26 protein-coding genes are annotated in these 22,317 nt (G+C 63.0%); 14 read left to right on the top strand and 12 right to left on the bottom strand.

Going from position 1 to position 22,317, the window contains the following annotated elements; genetic code table 11:
* Window position 1: 1 nt before the first annotated feature.
* Together JNE37_RS15560 and JNE37_RS15565 are read right to left on the bottom strand one after the other, a co-directional pair.
* Window positions 2-502, bottom strand: a complete 501-nt coding sequence (locus JNE37_RS15560; RefSeq protein ID WP_203063672.1) for a hypothetical protein — start codon at window positions 500-502, stop codon at window positions 2-4.
* Window positions 484-1,671, bottom strand: a complete 1,188-nt coding sequence (locus JNE37_RS15565) for an HD domain-containing protein (protein ID WP_246513318.1) — start codon at window positions 1,669-1,671, stop codon at window positions 484-486. Before JNE37_RS15565 ends, JNE37_RS15560 begins: the two co-directional genes overlap by 19 nt.
* A 702-nt stretch (window positions 1,672-2,373) precedes the next feature.
* On the opposite strand from JNE37_RS15565, the gene JNE37_RS15570 reads away from it, so the two are divergent.
* The 4 genes from JNE37_RS15570 to JNE37_RS15585 all read left to right on the top strand — a co-directional run bounded on the left by JNE37_RS15570 (window position 2,374) and on the right by JNE37_RS15585 (window position 6,102).
* Window positions 2,374-4,137: an acetolactate synthase 3 large subunit gene (locus JNE37_RS15570; protein ID WP_203063674.1), complete on the top strand. Its 1,764-nt coding sequence runs from the start codon at window positions 2,374-2,376 to the stop codon at window positions 4,135-4,137.
* 155 nt (window positions 4,138-4,292) lie between these two features.
* Window positions 4,293-4,847, top strand: a complete 555-nt coding sequence (gene ilvN, locus JNE37_RS15575; RefSeq protein ID WP_035033357.1) for an acetolactate synthase small subunit — start codon at window positions 4,293-4,295, stop codon at window positions 4,845-4,847.
* 9 nt (window positions 4,848-4,856) lie between these two features.
* Window positions 4,857-5,612, top strand: a complete 756-nt coding sequence (locus tag JNE37_RS15580) for an alpha/beta fold hydrolase (protein ID WP_203063675.1) — start codon at window positions 4,857-4,859, stop codon at window positions 5,610-5,612.
* A 100-nt stretch (window positions 5,613-5,712) separates the two neighbouring features.
* The gene (locus tag JNE37_RS15585) at window positions 5,713-6,102 is read left to right on the top strand and encodes a hypothetical protein (RefSeq protein ID WP_203063676.1); all 390 of its coding nucleotides are present in this window, start codon (window positions 5,713-5,715) and stop codon (window positions 6,100-6,102) included.
* A gap of 137 nt (window positions 6,103-6,239) precedes the next feature.
* Here JNE37_RS15585 and JNE37_RS15590 read toward each other — a convergent pair whose 3' ends face one another.
* The 3 genes from JNE37_RS15590 to JNE37_RS15600 form a co-directional block, all read right to left on the bottom strand.
* Entirely contained in the window at window positions 6,240-8,162 is a 1,923-nt protein-coding gene (locus JNE37_RS15590; protein ID WP_081840543.1) for a potassium transporter Kup, read from the bottom strand.
* A 153-nt stretch (window positions 8,163-8,315) separates the two neighbouring features.
* The gene (locus JNE37_RS15595) at window positions 8,316-8,915 is read right to left on the bottom strand and encodes an NADPH-dependent FMN reductase (RefSeq protein WP_035033359.1); all 600 of its coding nucleotides are present in this window, start codon (window positions 8,913-8,915) and stop codon (window positions 8,316-8,318) included.
* Between the two features lie 294 nt (window positions 8,916-9,209).
* Complete coding sequence (locus tag JNE37_RS15600; RefSeq protein WP_035033361.1) at window positions 9,210-10,415, bottom strand: multidrug effflux MFS transporter; 1,206 nt, start codon at window positions 10,413-10,415, stop codon at window positions 9,210-9,212.
* Between the two features lie 175 nt (window positions 10,416-10,590).
* On the opposite strand from JNE37_RS15600, the gene JNE37_RS15605 reads away from it, so the two are divergent.
* A complete protein-coding gene (locus JNE37_RS15605) occupies window positions 10,591-11,241 on the top strand; it encodes a TetR/AcrR family transcriptional regulator (protein WP_203063678.1) in 651 nt (216 codons plus the stop codon).
* Window positions 11,242-11,376: 135 nt separating this feature from the next.
* Here the strand turns inward: JNE37_RS15605 and JNE37_RS15610 are convergent, their stop codons facing one another.
* The 7 genes from JNE37_RS15610 to JNE37_RS15640 form a co-directional block, all read right to left on the bottom strand.
* Complete coding sequence (locus JNE37_RS15610; protein ID WP_035033365.1) at window positions 11,377-12,123, bottom strand: pyridoxine 5'-phosphate synthase; 747 nt, start codon at window positions 12,121-12,123, stop codon at window positions 11,377-11,379.
* A gap of 173 nt (window positions 12,124-12,296) precedes the next feature.
* Window positions 12,297-12,575, bottom strand: coding sequence for a DUF2277 domain-containing protein (locus JNE37_RS15615; RefSeq protein ID WP_035033367.1), 279 nt, complete (start codon window positions 12,573-12,575; stop codon window positions 12,297-12,299).
* Window positions 12,576-12,668: 93 nt separating this feature from the next.
* Window positions 12,669-13,142, bottom strand: coding sequence for a VOC family protein (locus JNE37_RS15620; RefSeq protein ID WP_203063680.1), 474 nt, complete (start codon window positions 13,140-13,142; stop codon window positions 12,669-12,671).
* A 26-nt stretch (window positions 13,143-13,168) separates the two neighbouring features.
* Window positions 13,169-13,339, bottom strand: coding sequence for a hypothetical protein (locus JNE37_RS15625; protein ID WP_203063682.1), 171 nt, complete (start codon window positions 13,337-13,339; stop codon window positions 13,169-13,171).
* Entirely contained in the window at window positions 13,297-13,593 is a 297-nt protein-coding gene (locus JNE37_RS15630; protein WP_203063684.1) for a hypothetical protein, read from the bottom strand. Before JNE37_RS15630 ends, JNE37_RS15625 begins: the two co-directional genes overlap by 43 nt.
* Window positions 13,594-13,703: 110 nt before the next feature.
* Entirely contained in the window at window positions 13,704-14,189 is a 486-nt protein-coding gene (locus JNE37_RS15635; protein WP_203063686.1) for an SRPBCC family protein, read from the bottom strand.
* A gap of 2 nt (window positions 14,190-14,191) precedes the next feature.
* Window positions 14,192-14,548, bottom strand: a complete 357-nt coding sequence (locus JNE37_RS15640; RefSeq protein WP_035090998.1) for an ArsR/SmtB family transcription factor — start codon at window positions 14,546-14,548, stop codon at window positions 14,192-14,194.
* 135 nt (window positions 14,549-14,683) lie between these two features.
* On the opposite strand from JNE37_RS15640, the gene JNE37_RS15645 reads away from it, so the two are divergent.
* The 9 genes from JNE37_RS15645 to JNE37_RS15685 all read left to right on the top strand — a co-directional run bounded on the left by JNE37_RS15645 (window position 14,684) and on the right by JNE37_RS15685 (window position 22,264).
* Window positions 14,684-15,232 (top strand): DUF2165 family protein, encoded by a 549-nt coding sequence (locus tag JNE37_RS15645; protein WP_203063687.1) that lies wholly within the window; start codon window positions 14,684-14,686, stop codon window positions 15,230-15,232.
* A 46-nt stretch (window positions 15,233-15,278) separates the two neighbouring features.
* Window positions 15,279-17,579: an MFS transporter gene (locus JNE37_RS15650; protein ID WP_203063689.1), complete on the top strand. Its 2,301-nt coding sequence runs from the start codon at window positions 15,279-15,281 to the stop codon at window positions 17,577-17,579.
* Between the two features lie 97 nt (window positions 17,580-17,676).
* A complete protein-coding gene (locus JNE37_RS15655) occupies window positions 17,677-18,297 on the top strand; it encodes a TetR/AcrR family transcriptional regulator (protein WP_035033377.1) in 621 nt (206 codons plus the stop codon).
* A gap of 23 nt (window positions 18,298-18,320) precedes the next feature.
* Window positions 18,321-19,340, top strand: a complete 1,020-nt coding sequence (gene ilvC, locus JNE37_RS15660; RefSeq protein ID WP_035033378.1) for a ketol-acid reductoisomerase — start codon at window positions 18,321-18,323, stop codon at window positions 19,338-19,340.
* Window positions 19,341-19,402: 62 nt separating this feature from the next.
* Complete coding sequence (locus tag JNE37_RS22880) at window positions 19,403-19,822, top strand: GFA family protein (protein ID WP_425511505.1); 420 nt, start codon at window positions 19,403-19,405, stop codon at window positions 19,820-19,822.
* A gap of 65 nt (window positions 19,823-19,887) precedes the next feature.
* Window positions 19,888-20,358 carry a GFA family protein gene (locus JNE37_RS15670; protein WP_203063695.1) on the top strand — a complete coding sequence of 157 codons (471 nt, stop codon included), beginning with the start codon at window positions 19,888-19,890 and terminating at the stop codon, window positions 20,356-20,358.
* A complete protein-coding gene (locus tag JNE37_RS15675; protein ID WP_203063697.1) occupies window positions 20,358-20,855 on the top strand; it encodes a heme-degrading domain-containing protein in 498 nt (165 codons plus the stop codon). The genes JNE37_RS15670 and JNE37_RS15675 overlap by 1 nt, the downstream gene beginning before the upstream one ends.
* Window positions 20,856-20,857: 2 nt before the next feature.
* Complete coding sequence (locus JNE37_RS15680) at window positions 20,858-21,745, top strand: PhzF family phenazine biosynthesis protein (RefSeq protein ID WP_246513321.1); 888 nt, start codon at window positions 20,858-20,860, stop codon at window positions 21,743-21,745.
* A gap of 90 nt (window positions 21,746-21,835) precedes the next feature.
* Window positions 21,836-22,264 (top strand): hypothetical protein, encoded by a 429-nt coding sequence (locus JNE37_RS15685; protein WP_203063699.1) that lies wholly within the window; start codon window positions 21,836-21,838, stop codon window positions 22,262-22,264.
* Window positions 22,265-22,317: the final 53 nt, after the last annotated feature.

Here is a 22,317-nt window from a genome sequence, read left to right on the forward strand (position 1 = left end):
CCTAGATGGCTGGCCACGGGGTGGGCGTATCGATTGCGGATAGCTTTCGGTACAATCCTTTAGCGCGTTCGAGGCGCCCATTGTCTGATTTTTCAGGCTTTCGACGACTGGTTTCTTCCCATGGGCTCGTAAAGCCTTCATGCGCCAAAAAGAGTGCGGTAGCTGCCAGCTCAAGTTCAACAGCATCGGCCTTTGCAGCCTCAGTAGCTAACTGCCGGCGAGCAGGTATCCCAGTGCTCCGCCCCTTTGATGCTTCATATATTGAGTAGGTGCCCCCCCAAGAGGCGGCATGTTCACTTTCTGCAATTAGCCCTAGCAAGTCTGCCTCATGCGCGGACGCGGCCAGTTCCTCGCTGAACGGTCCATAATGCTTGTAAGAAAAACTTATCCCTTCCTCCAAGCCAGTGGCCGTGAGCAAGTAAGCTATTTTCTGCAGACGTGTACGCCCTACTACTTTCCCACCGGCATCTAGAACAATGCTGGCTACCTGCTCTGCCGACACTTTTCTATCTCCCCCTTTGTGATCTTGGAAATATTTTCAATTGCATCATGATCATTGCGGTCAGTGTAGGCGCGGAACAACTTATAGGTTTGGAGGGACCGGACGACCGTAGACCTTTCCCCCAGATCAACAAGCGTTCCACCGGGCGTCCGAATGTTAATTCGATCCAGTGGGCCCTTCGACTCGCCGATCGATTTGTAAGGCGAGCGTTTGTCCTCATCGAGGAGGACGCGCGGACCTAATGAAGAATTTTTGGCACTCCATTCGGTTAACGCCTCCTTAATCGCTGCGCAGCAACGATCAATTTGATCCTTCAGATTCGGCGCTTCTGTGCTTTTAGGATCGAATGCATGCGTCACTTCGGCCCTGACATCACAACACTTGTAGAGCTTGCGATCCCTGATTCTGGAAGAGAGCATGGAAACCAATTTGTCTTCGGCCTGGCACATCTGACTTAACGCGCCCCAAACGATCGTGTCGTCGAGGTTTAATGCAACATCGATCTCCTCGGGACGCTTGGCGAACTGGATCAGCGGATGTGATGACGGCAAACCGGTTTTCTTGATGCTACCTTCCCTAACGAGGCTAACGACCTGTACAAGAAGCTCTGTAAACAGCATCTCCATCCCGCGCGTTGCCTTGTGGAGGTAGACAGTGGGGTAAAGATGGAAGAGGCCAAGTACATAGCCCTCAGCAGCTTCGACCGCTTTGGGGCCAAGTACGAACGTCTCCACCTCTCCGACGGGGGTTTCATCGACGCCCTCGCTAACCCTTCCGATCTCAAGATTTGCGAGAAGCCAGTTGAAGTCGATGGCTGCGTGCTGTGTACCCGTCATTAGTCGGTCGCGGCGCACATAATCCAATCGGTCTGCGTCAAACTGGCTCGAGACCACGGCGTGGTGCACGGACTTAACGCCGCCCTTCTGAATAATGTCCGCGACGTCGTTCGCGAACCCGCTCCCCAATTGGGTGAGAACTTCAGAGACTTCGCTATTTCTTATGAGTCTGTCGCTCATGACTTCGTGGTCGGCGAGCTTCAGGCCCAATCGCTTGCCTACTTTCTCAAAGGCATGGCTAAACGGCCCATGTCCTAGATCATGCAAAAGTGCTGCAGCCAGAGCGCGCTCTTCTTTGCTTTGTTGATCGACGTGCGCACGCACTATCTCCATGAGCTTTCGTGCAGTGTGAAAGACCCCGATGCTGTGGGCTAGTCGAGAGTGAGTGGCACCGGGGTAAACGTGATCTGAGAAACCTAGTTGCCGAATTCGTCTAAGTCTCTGGAAGGGGCGAGTTTGAACAGCCTCCCATAAAACCCGTTCAAGCTCCTTATTCGAAAACGCGATCAGATCATGAAGTGGGTCTCGAATACGTCGATTTAGCATCGTAATTGCTGATCATGTGGTAGGAAATATACAAATACATTCCTAGAAATCGCAGGTCTTTGAGAAGATCAAGAGTTGCCTGCTTTCGCATGTACGCCCCCTTGACACCCACCCCCGCCCGCGCATATCCCTACCGCGTTCAGATTTTTGGAGAGGTCCCGTGCGGGCACTCGTTCTTATCGTAGGTAGGCGCATCGGCAACGTGGGTTAGAAACCCGCGGGCATGCTGGTGCGCCGAAAACAGGTCCCGAAAGGGGCCTTTTTTATTGCCTTTTTTCGGCCTGAGGCGGAAAGGAGGCGCAGGTTTGGAGATGATGGGTTTGTGAGCGTGGCTCACCCCCTCCCCAACCCTCCTCGCAAGGGGGAGGGTGCAAGGTGGGGCCCGTGGGTTGAGTGAATACGCCGCTGGGCGGCGACCCCCTCCCTAGCCCTCCCCACAAGGGGGAGGGTGGACGGTGCGGGGGGAGGGTTAGGAGAAGGTTTTTGGCGATGGCTGAGAAGATGACGGGCGCCGAGATGGTGGTGCAGGCGCTGGCGGATCAGGGGGTCGAGCATATTTTCGGCTATCCCGGCGGCGCGGCGCTGCCGATCTATGACGCGATATTCCAGCAGGACAAGGTGCAGCACATCCTCGTCCGGCACGAGCAGGGCGCGACCCATATGGCCGAAGGCTATGCGCGCTCGACCGGCAAGCCGGGCGTGGTGCTGGTGACTTCGGGGCCGGGCGCCACCAATGCGGTGACGGGGCTGACCGACGCGCTGCTCGATTCCATCCCGCTCGTCTGCATCACGGCGCAGGTGCCGACCACGCTCATTGGTTCGGACGCGTTCCAGGAATGCGACACGGTGGGCATCACGCGCTCCTGCACCAAGCACAATTACCTGGTGAAGTCGGTCAAGGACCTGCCGCGCATCATGCACGAGGCCTTCCATATCGCCATGACCGGCCGTCCGGGCCCGGTGGTGGTCGATATTCCCAAGGACGTGCAGTTCGCCATGGGCGAATATACCAAGCCCGACCTCGAGAATTTCCGCCATGCCAGCTATCGCCCGAAGACGGAGGGCGATCTTGCCGCCATCACCGCGGCGGTCGATCTGATGCTCAAGGCCGAGCGGCCGGTGTTCTATACCGGTGGCGGCGTCATCAATTCGGGGCCGGAAGCGAGCAAGCATCTGCGCGAATTGGCCGAGATCACGGGCTTCCCCGTGACCTCGACGCTGATGGGCCTGGGCGCCTTCCCGGCGAGCAACCCGCAATGGCTGGGCATGCTGGGCATGCATGGTTCATACGAAGCGAACCTGGCCATGCATGACTGCGACCTGATGATCAATATCGGGGCGCGGTTCGACGACCGTATCACAGGGCGCATCGACGCCTTCTCGCCGGGCAGCCGCAAGGTGCATGTCGATATCGACCCGTCCTCGATCAACAAGAACGTCGTCATCGACATTCCGGTGATCGGGGATTGCGGTCTGGTCATGGAAGAGATGATCCGCATCTGGCGCAGCCGCACCAACCAGCCGCGCACCGAGGCGATCGCGCCGTGGTGGGAGCAGATCCAGAAGTGGCGCGCGGTCAATTCGTTCGGCTTCAAGCAGATCGGCAAGACCATCAAGCCGCAATACGCCATCCAGCGGCTCTACGAGCTGACCAAGGATCGTGAGGTGTTCATCACCACCGAAGTCGGCCAGCACCAGATGTGGGCGGCGCAGCACTTCCATTTCGACAAGCCGAACCACTGGATGACCTCCGGCGGCCTGGGCACGATGGGCTATGGCCTGCCGGCCGCGGTGGGCGTGCAGGTGGCGCATCCGGATGCGCTGGTGATCGACATCGCGGGCGAAGCCTCGGTGCAGATGACGATGCAGGAAATGTCGACGGCGGTGCAGTATCGCCTGCCGATCAAGATCTTCATCCTCAACAACGAGCGCATGGGCATGGTGCGCCAGTGGCAGGACCTGCTGCATGGCGGGCGCTATGCGCATTCCTACTCGGAAAGCCTGCCCGATTTCGTCAAGCTCGCCGAGGCTTACGGCGGCAAGGGCATCCGTTGCGACAATCCGGAAGAGCTGGATGCCGCGATCAAGGAGATGCTGGATTATCCGGGCCCGGTGATCTTCGACGTGCTCGTCGAAAAGGACGAGAACTGCCTGCCGATGATCCCGTCCGGCAAGCCGCATAACGAGATCATCCTGCCGGATACAGCGAACATCGGTTCGATCATTGATGAGAAGGGGAAGATGCTGGTTTAGGCGCGGGCGGCTCACCCCCCTCCCGGCCTCCCCCGCAAGGGGGGAGGTGAAGAGGAGTGGGTTGAACGTTGTGTGACCACCTCTTGCACCCTCCCCCTTGCGGGGAGGGCTGGGGAGGGGGAGGCCAAGAAAACCAGCTTCGAGGAATCTACAGAATGAACGCAAATCTGCTGCCGACCGGATCGGCCTACTTTCTCACCCAGGAAACCGCAACGCCCGAGCGGCATACGCTTTCGGTGCTCGTCGACAATGAGCCGGGTATCCTTGCGCGCGTCGTGGGGCTCATCACCGCGCGGGGGTTCAACATCGAGAGCCTGACCGTCAGCGAGACCGAACACGACCGGCGACTTAGTCGCATCACGCTGGTCACCGTCGCCGTTCCCAAGACGCTCACGCAGATCAAGCTGCAGCTCGAACGCCTGGTGCCGGTGCACCGCGTGCATGATCTCACCTCCGAAGGCCAGGCGCTGGAACGCGAACTGGCGCTGATCAAGGTCAAGGGCACGGGCGAGCATCGCTCCGAGACGCTGCGGCTGGCCGATGCCTTCCGCGCGCAGGTGGTGGATGCGACGACCGAGAGCTTCGTCTTCGAGGTGACCGGAAAATCGTCCAAGATCGACTCGTTCATTGCGCTTATGGTGCCGTTGGGATTGGTCGAAGTGGTGCGTACGGGCCTGGCCGCGATTTCGCGAGGCCCCGACGGCATGTAAGGAGACGACATGGCCGGTGAGGGAGCCTCGTTCCAGGGCGCCTATGCCGAAATCGGCGGGCGCAGGGTCTGGGTCAGCGAGCGGGGCTCAGGACCTACGCTGGTCATGCTTCATGGCGGGCTGGGCTATAGCGAGCAGATGCTCGAAGCGCTCGGCCCCATTCTCGGCCAGCATTATCGCCTCATCGGTTTCGACCGCATCGGACAAGGCCGCACCGCGGATGACGGGCGGCCTTTCGATTATGCGCGGATGGGCGAGGAGGTGGCGGCCTTCCTCGAATGGCTGGGCGGCGGGCCGCATGTGCTGGTCGGCTGGAGCGATGGCGGCATCGCGGCCCTGTTCACGGCGATGCAGCGGCCGGACCTCGTGCGGGCCATGGTGCTGATCGGCGCCAATTTCGACGCGGACGGGCAGGACAAGTTCGACGTGGCGCCGGGCTCTGACATCTACCGGATGCTGGAGACGGATTATGCGCTGCGGGCGCCGGAGGGCGGGAGCAATTTCCCCTCGGTGGCGGAGCGGATGTTTGCGCTCTGGTGGAACGAGCCGCGGCTGGCGCCGGAAGACCTGGGCAGGATCGGGCAGCCGACGCTGGTGATGCAGGGCGAGGACGACCACATCCATGTCGAGCATGCCGTGGCGATGTGGCGGGCGCTGCCGCAGGGGCATCTGGCGATCGTGCCCAATGCTTCGCATGGGGTGATGTTCGAGAAACCGGACTTCGTTTCCTGGCTGGTGGTGGATTTTCTGCGCGGGCTTGGCTGAGCGGCAACAGGCGGGCCGAAAATTCGCCGAAATTTCAAATCCATCTTGTAAGGGCAAAGGGTGATCCCCAGTTCAGCGGGACCTTGAGATGGAGCTGCCGATGACGACCAAGACCGCCGTATTCGCCCTTTTGGCCATGTGGGGCGTCGGAACGTGCCTTCCCGCCATCGCGGAGGAGGGCGCAAAGCCCGGGGGCAGCGGGCTTACCGACCGCGTCTGGGTGCAGCAGGATACCGACCTGCCGGGCGCGATGCAGGTGTTTCTCTCGGACGGCACGCTGATCAGCGATTCCTGCTGGGAAACGCATCGGCTTTCGGCCTGGAAGCAGGTGGACGAGACGCATGTGTCCTGGGAAGAGGACGGGATGCCTATCGAGGCGGAGATCGTGTCGCTGACGTCGGACGAGCTGGTGCTGAAGTCGCCGGTGGGCGAGCAGCGGTTCAAGCCGGCGGAAGTGCCGTATGTCTGCCCGGACATGCCGAAGGATTGAGCCGGTTTTAGTGGCTGACCCCCTCCCTAGCCCTCCCCACAAGGGGGAGGGTGGGTGTTTTGGGCTAGGTCGAGTAGCAACCTTCATCCTCCCCTAAGGGGAGGGAGTGCCGAAGGCGCTTACCCCCCGTATTTCCGCTAAATCGTGAGCTGTGTTCCGATTTCCACCACGCGGCCCGTGGGGATGTGGAAGTATTCCGTGGCGTCGCTGGCGTTGCGGGCCATGGTCATGAAGATGCGGTCCGAGATCGAGCGGATGGGGCCGCGCTTGGTGGGTGAGGGCTTGAGGACGCGGCGGGAGAGGAAGAAGCTCGTCGACATGATGTCGAACTTCCAGCCGAGCTTGCGGGCCAGGCCCAGGGCCTTCGGGATGTTGGGCGTTTCCATGTAGCCGAAGGTAACGATCACGCGCCAGAAGAGCTCGTTATAGGCGTCGATGCGGACCTTTTCGTCGTCGGCGACGGTCGGGGCCGATGAGGTCTGGACCGTGAGGATGACGTTGCGCTCGTGCAGCACCTTGTAGTGCTTGAGGCTGTGGAGCAGGGCCGTGGGCGCGCCTTCTATGTCGCTGGTGAGGAAGATGGCCGTGCCGGGCACGATGGTCGGCTTCTTCTTGGTGAGGTTCTGCACGAGGAATTCGAGCGGAACTTCGTCGCGACGGGTCTTTTCGGCGAGACGGCGGCGGCCGGCCATCCAGCTCGACATGATGATGATGAGAACGACCGACACCAGTGCCGGCACCCAGCCGCCCTGGGTGAACTTGGCGAGGTTCGAGACGAAGAAGCCGAGGTCGATGAGGAAGAGCGGGGTGACGATGGCGATGGCGATCGGCAGGCCCCATTTCCAGATGCGCCACATGACAACCAGCAGCAGCACGGCGGTGGCCAGCATCTCGCCGGTAACGGCGATGCCGTAGGCCGCCGAGAGCGAAGCGGAGCTGCGGAAGGCGACGACGAGCACCAGGACGAGGACCAGGAGCAGCATGTTGATCTGCGGCATGTAGATCTGGCCGGTCACCTTTTCGGAGGTGTGGCGGATATCCATGCGCGGCAGCAGGTTGAGGTTGATCGCCTGGCGCGTGAGCGAATAGGCGCCCGAAATCACCGCCTGGCTGGCGATGACCGTGGCGGCCGTGGCGAGGATGACCATGGGCAGGAGCGCCCATTCCGGCTGCATCTGGAAGAAGGGGTTGCTGGCCTGCTCGGTGTGGCCGAGCACGAATGCGCCCTGGCCGAAATAGTTGAGCAGCAGGCAGGGAAAGATCATCGCGAACCAGGCGATGGTGATCGGCTTGCGACCGAAATGGCCGAGGTCGGCGTAAAGCGCTTCGGCGCCGGTGACGGCCAGGAAGACGGAGCCCAGGACGATGGCGGCGATGTGGAGGTGGTTCACCACGAAGAGCGCGCCGTAATAGGGATTGAGCGCGACCAGCACGCCCGGATTGTGGACGAGATGGTTGAGGCCGGACAGGCCGAGCGCCAGGAACCAGACGCCCATTATGGGGCCGAAGACCGTGGCCACGCCGCCCGTGCCGAAGCGCTGGACGGTAAAGAGCACGATGAGGACGACCACGGTGATCGGGACCACCCAGGGTGTCAGATTGGGCTGGACGATCTCGAGGCCTTCGACGGCGGAGAGCACCGAGACGGCGGGCGTGATGATGGCGTCGCCGAAAAACAGCGAAGCGCCGACGACGCCGAGCGCCAGCACCCAGACCGGGCGATTGCTGAAGCTCGAACGGGCAAGGGCCATAAGCGAAAGCGTGCCGCCTTCGCCCTTGTTGTCGGCGCGCAGGACGAAGCCGACATACTTGATCGAGACGATGATGGTGAGCGCCCAGAAGATAAGGGACAGCAGCCCCAGAATCTCCGTGTGCTCGGCAGAGCCGGATGTTGCACCGTGCAGAGCTTCGCGGAAAGCGTAGAGCGGGCTCGTCCCGATGTCGCCGTAGACGACGCCAAGTGCTCCGAGGATGAGCACCGGCAAGTGCTTTTGTGCGTGTTCGGCCTGTTCGGTCTCAACGCTACCGGTCTCGGGACCGGCGACATTCACTTGCGTCATGTACCTTTGCTCATCTTGCGGCGAGGCGGGCGGCTTTTATACCCCTTCTCTGCCACACTCAACCCTGCCTTGTGCATAAGGTTGCGCAGGCACGAACGAAAAGGGCGGCACCCGAAGGTGCCGCCCTGCTCGGGAAGCGTACGTGAAGGAGACTTACTCGGCCGCTTCAGCGACCGACTCTTCCCGGGCGTTCTTGGTGGCGTATGCCCACCAGGTCAGCTGGTCGAGCATATCCTTGGCGCTGGGCAGGATCGCCGGCTCGATGTCCTTGATGGTCTTGCCCTGGAAGGCGACGGCGACGAACTCGCTGCCGCCGATATGGACGGCCGAGCGGACCGGGACCATCTGGAGCTCGACCGCGATGTTGCGGGCATGCTCGACAGCGCGGGCGCCGCCGACCGAACCGTAGGCCACGAAGCCGACCGGCTTCTTGTTCCAATCGACATAGGCCTGATCGAAGGCGTTCTTGAGGGCGCCGGTGATCGAGCGGTTATACTCGGCAATGGTGATGATGTAGCCATCATAACCGGCGATCTTCTGCTGCCAGGCAACGGCGCGCTGGTCCTGGGACGGAACCCAGGCGTTCGACGCGGCTTCGTTGAACAGCGGCAGGTCAAAATCCTTCAGGTCCACCAGTTCGACGTCGATATCATCGCGCTGCTTGGCGAGATCGAGGATCCACTGGGCCGGCTTGTCGGCGAAGCGGGTGTCGCGGGTGGAGCCGATGATGACGGCAATCTTGGGCTTGGACATTGTAGTCTCCTTCAGTCGCAAAAAGTAACTGACGCTGAATATGTTCCTGCTTCGGATTCCCTCAAGAAGGCACAAAGCTGGTTGGGGGAAACAGTCGTTTCACTGGGGATCATCGGTGTCGCCCAGGCACGAAAATGTAACCATCCGGAAATGCGGGGATTTCCGGATGGTTGAAGCGAACGCTGAAGAAGAGGGGAGCCATCGTTTCGGCGATGGAAAAGACTGTTCGTAATTAGCGACCAGTGTAGTTGGGTCGTTAAGGGCGCAGACGGCGAGTCCGCGCCCTCTTCGTTTTTACTCGGCAGGGGCGCCGACGGCGCGACGGCTGCTGCGAATGGTGAGCTGGGTCAGGATGAACGCAGCCACGGCACAGGCGGCGATGACGGCGACCATCGGCAGGGCGGTGCCATCGAAGAAAGCGCCGGAAATCCCCATGACGACAGCCGCGGTCACGAGCTGGAGCGTGCCCATGAGGGCCGAGGCGGTGCCGGCGATCTCACCATGCTCTTCCATGGCAAGGACGGCCGTGGTGGGCACGACAAGGCCCAGGAAACCGTAGCCGACGAAGAGCAGGGCGGCGAGGACGACCAGGTTGTCCACGCCGAAGACGAAGAGGCCGAACAGCAGGGCCATGACCAGCAGGAAGCCGGTGACGGCGGTGCGGACGACGGCGTTGAAGCCGAAGCGCTTGCCGAAATAGGCGGCGAACTGGGAGAGGCCGATGAACGACACCGCGTTGATCGAGAACATGAAGCTGTAGAAGGTCGGCGAAATGCCGTAGTGCTCGATCAGGATGAAGGACGAGTTGGCGAGATAGGCCATGAAGCTCGACATGCCGAAAGCGCCGATGAAGGTGAGCCCCAGGAAATTCCAATCCTTGAGCAGCATCCAGTAACCGCGCAGTGCGCTACCGAACGAACTTTCGAGGCGGGCGGCGGCAGGGCGAGTTTCGGGCTGGAAGAAGGCCAGGAGAACAAGGCCGAGGACGCCGACGACGGCCATCACCCAGAAGAGGGCGCGCCAGTCACCGAACTGGATGACGAGGCTGCCCGAGAGCGGAGCCAGGATCGGGGAAACGGAGAAGACCAGCATGAGCAGGCTCATGAGCTGGGCGGCGTCGGTGCCGGTATAGTTGTCACGCACGACAGCGCGGGGAATGGCCATGGGCGCGCAGGCGCCAACGCCCTGGACGAAGCGGGCGGCGACGAGCCACTCGATGCTGGGCGCGAGCGCACAGCCGATGGAGCCCAGGATGAACAGGCCGATGCCGAAATAGAGCGGCGGCTTGCGGCCGACCATGTCGCTGACCGGCCCATAGATGAGCTGACAGACGGCAATGGCGGCCATGAAGGCCATCAGGCTGGCCTGCACCTGGGCCGTGTCGGCCTTGAGGTGCTCGCCGATGGCGGGAAGCGCAGGCAGGTACATGTCGATGGCGAAGGGTCCGACAACGGACAACAAGCCGAGGACAAGAGCGGCGCGAACGATATCGCTCTTCATGGAAAACCTCTTGGAGCGGCGACCGGCAGCACTCGCGTGCGCTGATCGCCTGTAAACCGATTACGTGATGTCGAGGAGGACGGCGCAGGGAAAGGGAGGAGCGAGGCCGTGACTCCAATGTCCATATTTTTGGACAGTGTTGTCTAATTCGTCAAGCCCCATTATATTGGCAGTTATGGAATCTCTGTCAGAGTTGATCCGCGAACCCGCCATGCAGCGCGGGCAGAGCGCCAAACGCAAATGCATCCTGGAAGCGGCGACGGCCGTGTTCGTGAGGGAGGGCGTGGCGGGCGCGAGTATCGACCTGATCGCGGCCGAGGCGGGGGTATCGCGCCAGACGGTCTATAACCACATTGGGGACAAGGAAAAGCTGTTCGTGGCGGTGGTGGCCGACGTGTCGGCGCGCTCGAGCTACCGGCTGATCCAGACCATCGGTACGTTCCCGGACCATCCGGTGAACCTGGAGGAAGACCTTATCGAGTTCGCGATGCGGCTCTGCAGCAATTGCATGTGCGATGCCGACGCAGTGGCGCTGCGGACGCTGATCGAGAAAGAGGGGCCGCGTTATCCCGAGCTCTTCGAGACCTGGAAGCAGTATGGTCCGGGCAGCAATTGGCCGGCGATCGCGGGGCGTTTGGCCAAGCTGGCGCACCAGGGATATCTCGAGATCGAGGACCCGGACCTGGCGGCGCGGCAGTTCATGGCGCTGGTGAATGCCGACCTGCCCGCGACGCGCGAGCCAGGCCAGGAGCCGAACGAGGCGGAAATCCGCAAGGCGGCGAGCAATGCGGTGCGCACTTTCCTAAGGGCGTTCGGGAAGCGGTAGGCGGACCGGTGTAGCGAGCCGCCAGAGGCCGCAATTCCTGAGATGTGAGCCGATTTCCTCCTCCCCCCAGCGAAGGGCTGGGCAGGAGGTAATCTCTCCGGGTCCCGGCCTTCGCCGGGGAGGGCCTAGACGCTCTCAGATATCCCCGAGAGCCTCGCGGTAGCGGCGGACGGCTTCGGGGAAGCCGATGAGGAGGGCGTCGGCGGTGATGCCGTGGCCGATCGAGGCTTCGAGGACGCCGGGGACCTTGGCCTGGAAGGCGGGAAGGTTGACGAGCGTCAGGTCGTGGCCGGCATTGAGGCCGAGGCCGGCGGCGATGGCTGCATGAGCGGTTTCGGCGAGGGTGGCGAGTTCCTGCTCGGCGCGTTCGGGGGAATCAAAGCAGCCGCCATAGGGGCCGGTATAGAGTTCGATGCGATCGGCGCCTGTAGCCTTGGCCGCGGCGACGCCGGCTTCACCGGCATCGGGATCGGCAAAGAGCGAAATCCGGCGGTGGGGCGTGCGGATGCGCTGGACGATCGAGGTGAGGAAATTGCCCTTGCCGGTGAAATCCCAGCCGTGGTCGGACGTAGCCTGAGCCGGATCGTCGGGGACGAGCGTCACCTGCTCGGGATCGACGGTTTCGACGAGCTTGAGGAAATCCTCGCTCGGATAGCCTTCGATGTTGAACTCGGCCTGCGGGTATTCGGCGACCAGCAATTCCTTGAGGTCGAAGACGTCGGTGCGCCGGATATGGCGCTCGTCGGGACGCGGGTGGACGGTGACGCCGGATGCGCCGGCATCGAGGACCAGACGGGCAATTCCGGTGACGCTGGGCCAGGGCAGGTTCCGGCGATTGCGGAGCTGGGCGACGGCGTTGAGATTGACGGAAAGCTTGGTCATGGCGGGTCCAGTGGTGCCGACTCGAAACGGATGGGAAGTGTATAGGACGGCGGGCGGCAAGTTTGCAGCCTCCCACGCTGCGATTGATTGCCTCTGCTGCGTGGGTGGTCAACGCTTCGTGTCGGAGTTGGTCCTCCCTCGGTCACTCCCTGCAAGGGGAAGGAGGCGCTGGCCTAGGCCTGTTCGCGGGCGTAGCGTTTGCGGCCGCGTTCTCGGGCTTTCTCGGCTTCCACCTCGCGGTCGCGAGGCGGGGCGTTGGTTTCCAGGGCGTCGAGGAGGCGCTGAGCGGCAACGGTTACTTCGTTGACGGCATAATGGAAGGCCGCCTCGTTCTTCTGGGAGGGGTGGGTGAAGCCGGAGAGCTTGCGGACGAACTGGAGCGCGGAGGCACGGACCTCATCCTGCGTAGCCGGGGGCTCGAAATTGAACAGGGTGCGGATGTTGCGGCACATTGGGGCTCTCCTCGTCTGCAGGTGCAAGAAACACAGCAACCTCCTGTGGCCTCGTCAAGGCCGACAGGAGGTTGTGATCGGGAGCGTCGCTGCTCAGCCGGCGTAGGCGCGGTCGAGGGCGGCGATATCGATCTTCTTCATCTGCAGCATGGCCTGCATGACGCGATTGGCCTTGGCCGGGTCGGCATCGCCCAGATAGCGCGGCAGGGCCTCGGGGACGATTTGCCAGGAAAGGCCGTACTTGTCCTTGAGCCAGGCGCACTGGCTTTCGGCGCCGCCATCGGCGGTGAGCTTTTCCCAGAAATAGTCGACTTCTGCCTGGGTCTTGCAGTTGACGACGAAGGAGACGGCTTCGTTGAACTTGAAGATGGGGCCGCCGTTGAGAGCCATGAATTCCTGGCCTTCGAGCTCGAAGGCCATGGTCATGACCTTGCCCTTCTGGCCGGGCACGGCGTCATCATATTTCTCCTCGTTGATGATGCGGGCATCGCCGAAGACAGAGACGTAGAAGCGCACGGCTTCCTCGATGCGGTCATCCATCCAGAGGCAGGGAACGATCTTGGGCATTTTCGGAAATCTCCAATGGTTGAGGGTTAGCGCGTGGCAGCGCGGCGGGCGTGAATGACGGCACCCAGCCAGGCAGCGGGGATGGCGAGGAGGGCGACGGCGATGGCGTACCAGTTCGGGCCCATGCCCCACATGACGACGGCGCCGACAGTGCTCAGGATGAGGCCAATGACGCCGAGCGCCAGGGCGTGGCCCATGGGGTGGTGCGGCGCGAGCCGGGCGGTGATGTAGCCGGCAAGGACGCCGAAGACGGCGCGATAGCCGAAGGCCAGGAGGAAGGGGCCGTCTCGTAGCTGGGTGTGCCATCCGGCGGGAAGACGCCGATGGCATGGAAGAGCATGTCGGCCGTCGTCGAGAGGACGGCGATGGATACGAAGCCGGCGAGAACGGCGCCGAGGCTCCAGAGGGCGCTCCGGAAGGGAGCATTTTCGCGGGTAATCTGCATCGACATCTGGTTTCTCCTTTCCGATGCAGGCCGCCTGTGGCGGGCGCGGCCGATCCCGTTGCCGGAACGGGCGTTCCGGCTGGAGTCTCTTGCAGGTGTGGTCGTCTCGTGTGCGGCTAGGCGGCCGGCTGGCTTTCGAGCACGGCGTCGAGCCGCTTGAAGCTGACCTCCATGCCGTCGGCCATCGGGGTGGCTAGTGCGCCATCCCGGGCTTCACGCGAGGAATAGAGCACGGTGGTCCTGGTCGTCGTGGTGCCATCGGCGTGCTGCTCGAAGGCCACGGTGACGATGGCCTCGCCACCCGTCCAATCCATGTCGTAGGTTTCGGTGTTGACGATGCGCTGGGGGTGCTCGATCTCGCGATAGACGCCGCCCGAACCCATTTCGAAGCCATCCGGGCTCTTGAGGACGAAGCGCCAGCGGCCACCGACGCGGAAGTCGATCTCGCAGGTGGGCATGGTCCAGTCGGGCGGGCCAAGCCAGCGGCGGATGAGATCAGGGCGCGAATAGCAGAGGAAGACGAGGTCGCGCGGGGCGTCGAAATCGCGGGAGATGGCGATCTCGCGCTCGCTCGGTGTCGAGACGGTGAGGGGCGCTGGCATGGTCAGGTCTTCCTCTTGTCGTTGGCGTTGACGGGGGTCTGCAATTCCTTGAGCAGCGCATCGAGCCGCGTATAGCTGGCTTCCCAGAACTGCTTGTAGTCATCGAGCCAGGCCACGGCCTCGGCCATCGGCGCCGCTTCGAGTTTGCGGGGGCGGCGGGTCGCTGCCTGGCCGGTGGAGATGAGGCCGGCGCGCTCCAGGATCTTGAGATGCTTGGAGACGGCGGGCTGGCTGATGTTGAAGGGCTCCGCCAGTTCGGCGACCGAAGCCTCGCCGGACGCCAGGCGCGCGAGGATGGCCCGACGCGTGGGATCGGAAAGGGCGAGGAAGGTGGCATCGAGCCGCTCAGAGGGTGTCATGGCAGAGAACCAATTCGTTCGATAACGAAATGGTTATGAAATGAATTGGAGGGAGAGTCAAGCGAATCGGGCGGGCCTTGGTGTGGTGGGGCGCGGAATGATAGAGCTGGCAGGCAGCAACCGGAGGGGAAGAGGGTGCTTGTCTTGCGTCTGGCCAAGGTCGCCTGCGTGGCGGCGATGGCGTTCTATGCCACGCTCGTCGCGTTCGGGAACGTGACGGATTACGGCACCAATTTCGCCTTCGTCGAGCATGTGTTCCGCATGGACACGATCTTTCCCGATGCGACGATCCGCTATCGGGCGATCGATGTGCCCTGGGTGTGGACCGCCGGGTATGCCGCGATCATTGCGCTCGAGGGGCTGACGGCGGTGCTCTGCTGGATAGGCGCGGGATGGATGCTGCGCAGGCTGCGTGGTAGCGCGGCGCTATTCAACCGGTCGAAGGGGTGGGCGATCGGCGGGCTGGCCTGTGGGTTCCTGCTCTGGCAGGTGGCGTTCATGTCGATCGGCGGAGAATGGTTCGGCATGTGGCAGTCCCATACCTGGAACGGCGTGGCCTCGGCGGCGAGGATCTTCATGATGTTCATCGCGGTGCTGATCTTCGTGTCGCTGCCGGATGGTGAGATCGAGGGTAGGGCCCCGCTACAATGTTTGACAAATAAGCATGTTATCATAATAACATGAGTTGCGCTGGGTCGCCCTCTTTGGGGCGCGGGCGGGGCGTGTCGCGGTGGAACAGATCAATAGCGTCGGGACTGAGCGCGACGAGCTTTCGGACTTTGAGAAGATCCGGCGCATTCCCTATCTCTTCGCCTTCAACATTCTCACGGCGGCAGCGCTTCTCTGCACGGTAACCTCGCCTTTGGCGCTGTTTGCGGCCGAGTTGGGCGTGCCCAAGGATCGCATCGGGCTGATCGGCGGCATCATGCCGTTCGTGCAGGTGATCGCGGTGATCTTCCTGCCGATCGTCATGACTTTCGGGCACCGGCGCGTCTCGGCGTATGCCTCGCTCACCCGCTATGTCTGCCTGTCCCTGATCCTTGCCGCGCCCCTGTTTGCGGGCGACGCGGATATGGTGTTCTGGACGCTGTTCGTGGCCATGCTGGGCTTCTCGATCTTTCGCACCATGGCCGAGACGGCCATCTGGCCGTGGTCGCAGGAATACATGCCCACCTTCATTCGCGGCCGCCTGACCGGCAGCATCGCCCTCGCATACCTGCCGGTCGCCCTTGTCGGCTCGGTGCTGGTGCAGCTCTGGCTGGACGGGCACGAGGGGATCGAGCGCTTCTATCCGGTATTCGTCTTCGGGCTGCTGCTCGGCGTCGTGGCGGCGCTATCGCTTTTCGGTCTGGGTGGCGGGCGACCCCGGCCGGGTGCGGTGCGCGGACTGGATTCGATCCGGGCGATGCGCGTGCCGCTGGGCGATCGCAATTTCCTGCTCTACCTCGTCTCGTCGGGCTCGCAGTTTCTCGTCTATATCGTCATCAACCTCTTCATCCTGCTGTTTTTCAGTGAGCGGCTGGGCATCTCGTCGGGCCAGATCGTGCTGATGGCCGCGTTCGTGCCGGTCGGCTCGGCGGTGGGCAGCGTCATTGCCGGCTGGTTCGTCGACCGCTACGGCACGCGCGCCATTCGCATCACCCTGCAGGTCTTGCAGGTCGCGATGCTGATCGCGCTGATGTTCGTCAATGCCGACATGCCCGGTACGATCTTCATCGTCGGGCTGATCTTCTTTGCCTTCGGCCTGCTGTTTCCCAGCGCCATCGGCGTCGGCAGCATCTACATGCTCAACTATGTGCCGCCCGCCAACAAGGAGAGCTATATGACGCTCGCCTACATGACGGATGGCCTTACCGCCGGTGGTGCAGCGTTTCTCGCCGGCTGGCTGCTGGAATTCCTCTCGGGCAAGACCATCGTCATCGCCGGTGCGTCGCTGGGTAATTTCGAGACGCTGTTCGCGCTCGGCGCCATGATCATCGTGCTCTCCGCGATCACCTTCGCCCTGCTGCGGGAGGAGGGGGCGACGGGGGTGCGCGATTTTCTCGGGCAGTTCGGCCGTGGCAGCCCTCTCCGCGCGTTGTGGGGCATTCACCGCTATGCCGCGCTGACTTCGGAGGAGCGCCGGCGCGAACTCACCTATGGGTTCGGTGAGGCCGGTAGCGCGCTGGCGAAGGAAGAACTGATCGCGGCGCTTAGCGACCCGAGCTTCGACGTGCGCTATGAGGCCATTCAATCGCTCGGGCATTTGCCGCCAAGTCCAACCGTGGTCAGGGCGCTGGAACGGATGCTGGCCTATGACGGTCTGGTCGAGCTGCAATATGCGGCGCTGAACTCGCTCGGACGCATCCGGGCGGTCGGCAGCGGCGAGGCCATCGCGCGGTTCCTCGATGATCCCAATGCGATATTGCGGGCCCGCGCCGTCCGCGCCCTGGGCGACATCCGCGACCAGCGATACCTGCCGCGCATTCGCCAGATGCTTGCCGACGATCCGGAGACCGATTGCCGGCTGGCGGCTGTTTCGGCCCTGGGCAAGTTCCGCGACGAAGAGAGTATCGACGGCCTGCTGCAGATCTATCGCGAACTCGTCAACGACGCGGGAAGCGCGATCGGCGAGCCGCGCAGCAAGGTGGTGCTTCTGGCGCTGGCGAAGATCCTCGATTGCGAGGAGAGTTTTTCGCGCGAATGGCGGCGCGAGGAAAAGGTGCTCGGCCACCGGCTGCCGGGGTTGTTCAGCCGCCTCAGCGACAGCCTGCGCAAGCGCTCGGGCGAAGAGCATTCCAGATTGCTGATGCGGGCCGCGGCGGCGCTGAGTTCCGCCAGTACCCGCGAAGCGTTCAGCGCGCTGCAGGCGACACGTCCTTTCGTAGCGGCGAGCGGGCATCCCGAGGCGGCAATCGTGCTCAAGCTGATGGATGGCACCCGCGACATCGAGCTGCCCCACCGCGCGCTTCTTATCCTACTCGCCCTCTCGATGCGTCCGGTGCTGGTGCAATCGCGTTTCGATGAGCGCCAGGCGCGAAGCGCGGGCTGAGCACAGAGCCCGCTCTCTCTCTCACGAAAATCCCCCTTGCGCCGAACCGTACGGTACGGTACGCCTTGGGCAACGAAAACCAGGAGGTGGTGCGACCGTGGCGTCGGCTCCGTTCAAGGATGAGGTGTTCACCCCGCGCCAGCAGCAGGTGCTGACGGCGGCGCTCGACCTGCTGGTCGAGAGTGGGGATGGACTCACCATGACGGCCGTGGCGCGGCGCGCTTCGTGCTCCAAGGAAACGCTCTACAAGTGGTTCGGCGATCGCGACGGGCTGCTGACGGCGACGGTGCAGTGGCAGGCGGCCAAGGTGCGCATGCCGCAGGTGGACCGGTACAAGCTCGACGCCGTCTCGCTGCGGACCAGCATCGAGCAGTTCGCACGTGATCTGCTTGCGACGCTGGTGGGCGAAATCTCGGTGACGCTCAACCGGCTGGCGATCACCCATGCCAGCGCCGAGAAGCGCGGGCTGGGGGGCATCGTGCTCGAGAACGGGCCGCTGGCGATCCGGCGGCGGTTGAAGCCGGTGCTCGAGGCGGGGCGCGATGCGCGGCTCCTGCGGTTCGAGAGCAGCGAAGAGGCCTACCGGACCTTCTACGGGCTGGTGGTGCGCGATACGCAGATCCGCATGCTGCTGGGCGATGAAACGCTCAAGGCGACGCGGATCGAGAGCGAGGCCAAGGCGGCCACGGAACAGTTTTTTGCCCTTTACGGGGCTTAGCACAGACGCAAGAGGAGAGACCCATGCGCGTTTATTACGATCGGGATGCCGATCTCAATATCATCAAGTCCAAGAAGGTCGCGATCGTCGGCTACGGCTCGCAGGGCCATGCCCATGCGCTCAACCTGCGCGACTCGGGCGTCAAGGACGTCGTGATCGCGCTGCGTCCCGGTTCCGCTTCCGCCAAGAAGGCCGAGGGCGAAGGCCTCAAGGTCATGAGTGTCGCCGAGGCTGCCGCATGGGCCGATCTCGTGATGATGCTGACCCCGGACGAGCTCCAGGCCGACATCTACAAGGACCACATCGCCGACAATATCCGTGACGGCGCCGCCCTGGCTTTCGCCCACGGCCTCAACGTCCACTTCAACCTCATCGAGCCCAAGAAGACCGTCGACGTGATCATGATCGCGCCGAAGGGCCCCGGCCACACCGTGCGTGGCGAATACCAGAAGGGCGGCGGCGTGCCGTGCCTGATCGCCGTTCACCAGGATGCTTCGGGCAATGCCCATGACATCGCGCTCGCTTATGCTTCGGGTGTTGGCGGCGGCCGCTCGGGCGTCATCGAGACCAATTTCCGCGAAGAGTGCGAGACCGACCTCTTTGGCGAGCAGGCCGTGCTCTGCGGTGGCCTGGTCGAGCTCATCCGCGCCGGTTTCGAGACGCTGGTGGAAGCCGGCTACGCTCCGGAAATGGCCTATTTCGAGTGCCTGCACGAAGTGAAGCTGATCGTCGACCTGATCTACCAGGGCGGCATCGCCAACATGAACTACTCGATCTCGAACACCGCCGAGTGGGGCGAGTACGTCTCGGGTCCGCGCGTCATCACCTCGGAAACCAAGGCCGAGATGAAGAACATCCTCAAGGACATCCAGACCGGCAAGTTCACCTCCGAGTGGATGCAGGAAATCAAGTCGGGCGGCGCCCGCTTCAAGGCAACCCGTCGCCTGCACGACGAGCACCAGATCGAGGAAGTCGGCGAGAAGCTGCGTTCCATGATGCCCTGGATCAAGGCCGGCGCCCTGGTCGACAAGGCCAAGAACTAAGCATGAGCCGCCTTCCACGCTTTCCGGTGGAAGGACGATGCCTTTGCGGGGCCGCCAGCTATATGCTGGCGGCTTCGCCACTTGCAGTTTACGCGTGCCATTGCAGGGACTGCCAACGCTTTGCCAGCGGGCCATATGCTGTCGGCATCATAGTCAATCGCAAGGATATGGTCTTTCCGCGGCCCGCGGCACTCGCGTCAACGCAGAGGCGGGGCGACAGCGGGCGGATCGTTCGGCAGTTTGCCTGCGCGCAATGCGGGACGCGGCTCTGGCATGAGGCCGACCATGCGCCCGACACGGTAATCCTGCGAGCAGGGACGCTCGACGAGCCGGGCTGGGCGCGGCCGGCGATGCATAGCTGGACGCGAAGCAGGTTGCCCTGGGTAGACTTGGGCGATGAGCCGCAATTCGCCGGCGCGGTACCATCGCGCGACGTGCTTTACGATGCGTGGCGCGCGTGGCTGGACGCGGGCGAGACGTGACGGTTCAATAGCGCATGGGCCGGCGATTCCATGCCGGGAAAAATCATTCATCCGAGGACTCTCAATTGCCTCTTCCGAAGTTTCCGCAGCAGGGCGGGTGCCATTGCGGCGCCGTGCGTTACGAACTGACCGCGCCGCCGCTGGGTGTCTACAATTGCCATTGCACCGACTGCCAGAAGATGAGCGGGGCGGCCTATGCGATCTCGATGCCCGTGCGCACCGAAACGCTGGTCCAGCTTTCGGGCGAAGTCTCCATCTTCGAGAAGGTGGCCGATAGCGGGCGGCGCGTGCAGATGGTGTCGTGCGCCAAGTGCGGGACGCGGATGTGGAACGTGCCGCTGTCCTCGCCCGAGATGCGCACGCTGCGACCGGGTACGCTCGACGATTTTTCGTGGGCGGAGCCGGTGGGCAATATCTGGACGAAGAGCCGGATGCCCTGGATCGAGATCGATGCGGCGCTGGTCAATTACGAGGGGCAGCCACCGAGCCGCGAGCCGCTCTACGCCGCGTGGTCGGCCAAGCATGGAGAAGCCTGATGGCGACGGCGGATGATATTGCCAAGGTGCTCGAGCAGGAGCGGGCGCTGGTCTTTGACACGTTTGACGAAGATGCGGCCTTCGCCATCGGCTCGGCAATCCGCGAGTGGGCGATTGCCGACAAGCTCGGGATCGTCTGCTCGATCGTGCTGTGGGACCGGCCGCTCTTCTACATGACCCGGCCAGGAACGACGGCGGACAATGCCGATTGGGTGCGGCGCAAGGCCAATGTGGTCAAGCGGTTCCAGAAAAGCAGTTATCGCATGGTGCTTGAGCAATTGCCGCGTGAGGACCGGCTGCTGCCGGAGGCGCGGGCGTTGCCGCCGGAGGATTATGTGCTTGCGGGCGGTGGTTTCCCGATCCGCGTGAATGGGGCAGGGATCATCGGTGCTGTCGTCGTATCGGGGCTGCCGGAGCGGCAGGACCATGCGGTGGTGGTGGCGGCGATTGCCGGCTTTCTCGGCAGGGATACGGCGGCGCTGGCGCTGGAGCCATAGTGATGAAGCTGCGCTACCAGATACTGGACGTGTTCACCGGCGAGGCGTTCAAGGGCAATCCTCTGGCCGTGGTGGCGGATGCCGATGCGCTCGACGACGCGCAGATGCAGACCATTACGCGCGAGTTCAACCTCTCCGAGACGATCTTCTTCAGGACACCGAAGGACTCCGCACACAACGTTGCGGCGCGTATCTTTACGCCGGGCGGCGAATTGCCGTTTGCCGGGCATCCCACGGTGGGCGCAGCGGTGGCGCTGGGGATCGAGCGTGGCCTCGACGAGGTGACGATCGAAGAGAAGATCGGGCTGATCCGGGCGCAGGTGGCGGTGATGGACGGTCGGCGTGGGCGCGCCGTGTTCGAGTTGCCGCAATTGCCGGCTGAGGCAGGAGCGCCGCCGGAACGGGAAGCCGCGGCGCGGGCGCTGGGGCTCGATGTCGGCGAAATCGGGTGCGGGGCCTTCGCGCTATCGACCTATTCGGCAGGCGTGAGCTTCCATCTCGTGCCGGTACGCGATGCGGACGTGTTGGCGCGAATAAAGGTGAACCTCGCGGAGTGGAACGAGGCTTTTCCGCATGGCCGGCACTCGGCCTACATCTTCACGGAGACGCCGGGCGAAGATGGCAACGATTTTGGCGTGCGGATGCTGAGCCCGGCATTGGTGGGCGAGGACCCGGCCACGGGTAGCGCTGCGGCGGCGTTCATGGGGTTGCTGGCTCTGCATGCGCCGTTGGCGACGGGCGAGGTGCTCTATACCATCCGCCAGGGCTACGAGATGGGACGTCCGAGCCGGATCGACCTGGTGTTGACCATGGAGGATGGCGTGCTGGTGCGCGGGCAGATCGGCGGGGATGCCGTCATCGTCGCGCGCGGCGAGCTTGATTGGGCCTGAGCACGCAGAAGCCTCTGAATACCTCGAAAACACGTCTTCGCGACGCCTGACGCCAATGCTACCGCTGGTGATGGGCGTTGAGGGCGATTCATGGACTTATTGTTCGATATCATCCTGTGGCTGCACTTCACCGCGTTCGTCGTAGGCGGCGCCAACGTGGTGACCATGCCGTTCCTCGTGGCGCGGATGCATGCAGCGAGCCCCGAAACACGGCAGGCACTGTGCTCCATCGCCAAGGCGTTGAGCCGCGCCGGACGCGGGGCGATGGTGGTGCTGCTGATCACCGGGCCGATCCTCATGTGGCAGCGCTATGGCGGGCTATCGGGCGCGAGCGTCTGGTTCTGGATCAAGATGGCGCTGATCGTGCTGATGCTGGTTTCCATCGTCGCGGCAGGGATCACCTTCAAACGCGCCGAAGCGGGCGACGATGCGGCGCTCGAGACGGCCGAGACGGCGGGCAGGATAGCGGCTGTGGCCTTCCTGGGCGTGCTGCTTTCGGCGGTATTTGCTTTCAACTAACCATTTGCCCTACGCAATGGGTTGCGCCCGGCTGCGATTTCGCGCATTTTGCG

Origin of the sequence: Paradevosia shaoguanensis, assembly GCF_016801025.1 — a bacterium.
GTDB classification, from domain to species: Bacteria; Pseudomonadota; Alphaproteobacteria; order Rhizobiales; family Devosiaceae; genus Paradevosia; species Paradevosia shaoguanensis.

What these genes read in the sequence shown, in the direction of transcription:
- JNE37_RS15585 (WP_203063676.1), top strand. Translation starts at nt 5,713, where the DNA reads ATGACGACCAAGACCGCCGTATTCGCCCTTTTGGCCATGTGGGGCGTC.
- JNE37_RS22880 (WP_425511505.1), top strand. Translation starts at nt 19,403, where the DNA reads ATGCTGGCGGCTTCGCCACTTGCAGTTTACGCGTGCCATTGCAGGGAC.
- JNE37_RS15615 (WP_035033367.1), bottom strand. Translation starts at nt 12,575, where the DNA reads ATGTGCCGCAACATCCGCACCCTGTTCAATTTCGAGCCCCCGGCTACG.
- JNE37_RS15610 (WP_035033365.1), bottom strand. Translation starts at nt 12,123, where the DNA reads ATGACCAAGCTTTCCGTCAATCTCAACGCCGTCGCCCAGCTCCGCAAT.
- JNE37_RS15620 (WP_203063680.1), bottom strand. Translation starts at nt 13,142, where the DNA reads ATGCCCAAGATCGTTCCCTGCCTCTGGATGGATGACCGCATCGAGGAA.
- JNE37_RS15685 (WP_203063699.1), top strand. Translation starts at nt 21,836, where the DNA reads ATGGACTTATTGTTCGATATCATCCTGTGGCTGCACTTCACCGCGTTC.
- JNE37_RS15640 (WP_035090998.1), bottom strand. Translation starts at nt 14,548, where the DNA reads ATGACACCCTCTGAGCGGCTCGATGCCACCTTCCTCGCCCTTTCCGAT.
- ilvN (WP_035033357.1), top strand. Translation starts at nt 4,293, where the DNA reads ATGAACGCAAATCTGCTGCCGACCGGATCGGCCTACTTTCTCACCCAG.
- JNE37_RS15675 (WP_203063697.1), top strand. Translation starts at nt 20,358, where the DNA reads ATGGCGACGGCGGATGATATTGCCAAGGTGCTCGAGCAGGAGCGGGCG.
- ilvC (WP_035033378.1), top strand. Translation starts at nt 18,321, where the DNA reads ATGCGCGTTTATTACGATCGGGATGCCGATCTCAATATCATCAAGTCC.
- JNE37_RS15580 (WP_203063675.1), top strand. Translation starts at nt 4,857, where the DNA reads ATGGCCGGTGAGGGAGCCTCGTTCCAGGGCGCCTATGCCGAAATCGGC.
- JNE37_RS15570 (WP_203063674.1), top strand. Translation starts at nt 2,374, where the DNA reads ATGGCTGAGAAGATGACGGGCGCCGAGATGGTGGTGCAGGCGCTGGCG.
- JNE37_RS15565 (WP_246513318.1), bottom strand. Translation starts at nt 1,671, where the DNA reads ATGGAGATAGTGCGTGCGCACGTCGATCAACAAAGCAAAGAAGAGCGC.
- JNE37_RS15590 (WP_081840543.1), bottom strand. Translation starts at nt 8,162, where the DNA reads ATGACGCAAGTGAATGTCGCCGGTCCCGAGACCGGTAGCGTTGAGACC.
- JNE37_RS15605 (WP_203063678.1), top strand. Translation starts at nt 10,591, where the DNA reads ATGGAATCTCTGTCAGAGTTGATCCGCGAACCCGCCATGCAGCGCGGG.
- JNE37_RS15600 (WP_035033361.1), bottom strand. Translation starts at nt 10,415, where the DNA reads ATGAAGAGCGATATCGTTCGCGCCGCTCTTGTCCTCGGCTTGTTGTCC.
- JNE37_RS15630 (WP_203063684.1), bottom strand. Translation starts at nt 13,593, where the DNA reads ATGTCGATGCAGATTACCCGCGAAAATGCTCCCTTCCGGAGCGCCCTC.
- JNE37_RS15635 (WP_203063686.1), bottom strand. Translation starts at nt 14,189, where the DNA reads ATGCCAGCGCCCCTCACCGTCTCGACACCGAGCGAGCGCGAGATCGCC.
- JNE37_RS15625 (WP_203063682.1), bottom strand. Translation starts at nt 13,339, where the DNA reads ATGGGCCACGCCCTGGCGCTCGGCGTCATTGGCCTCATCCTGAGCACT.
- JNE37_RS15595 (WP_035033359.1), bottom strand. Translation starts at nt 8,915, where the DNA reads ATGTCCAAGCCCAAGATTGCCGTCATCATCGGCTCCACCCGCGACACC.
- JNE37_RS15680 (WP_246513321.1), top strand. Translation starts at nt 20,858, where the DNA reads ATGAAGCTGCGCTACCAGATACTGGACGTGTTCACCGGCGAGGCGTTC.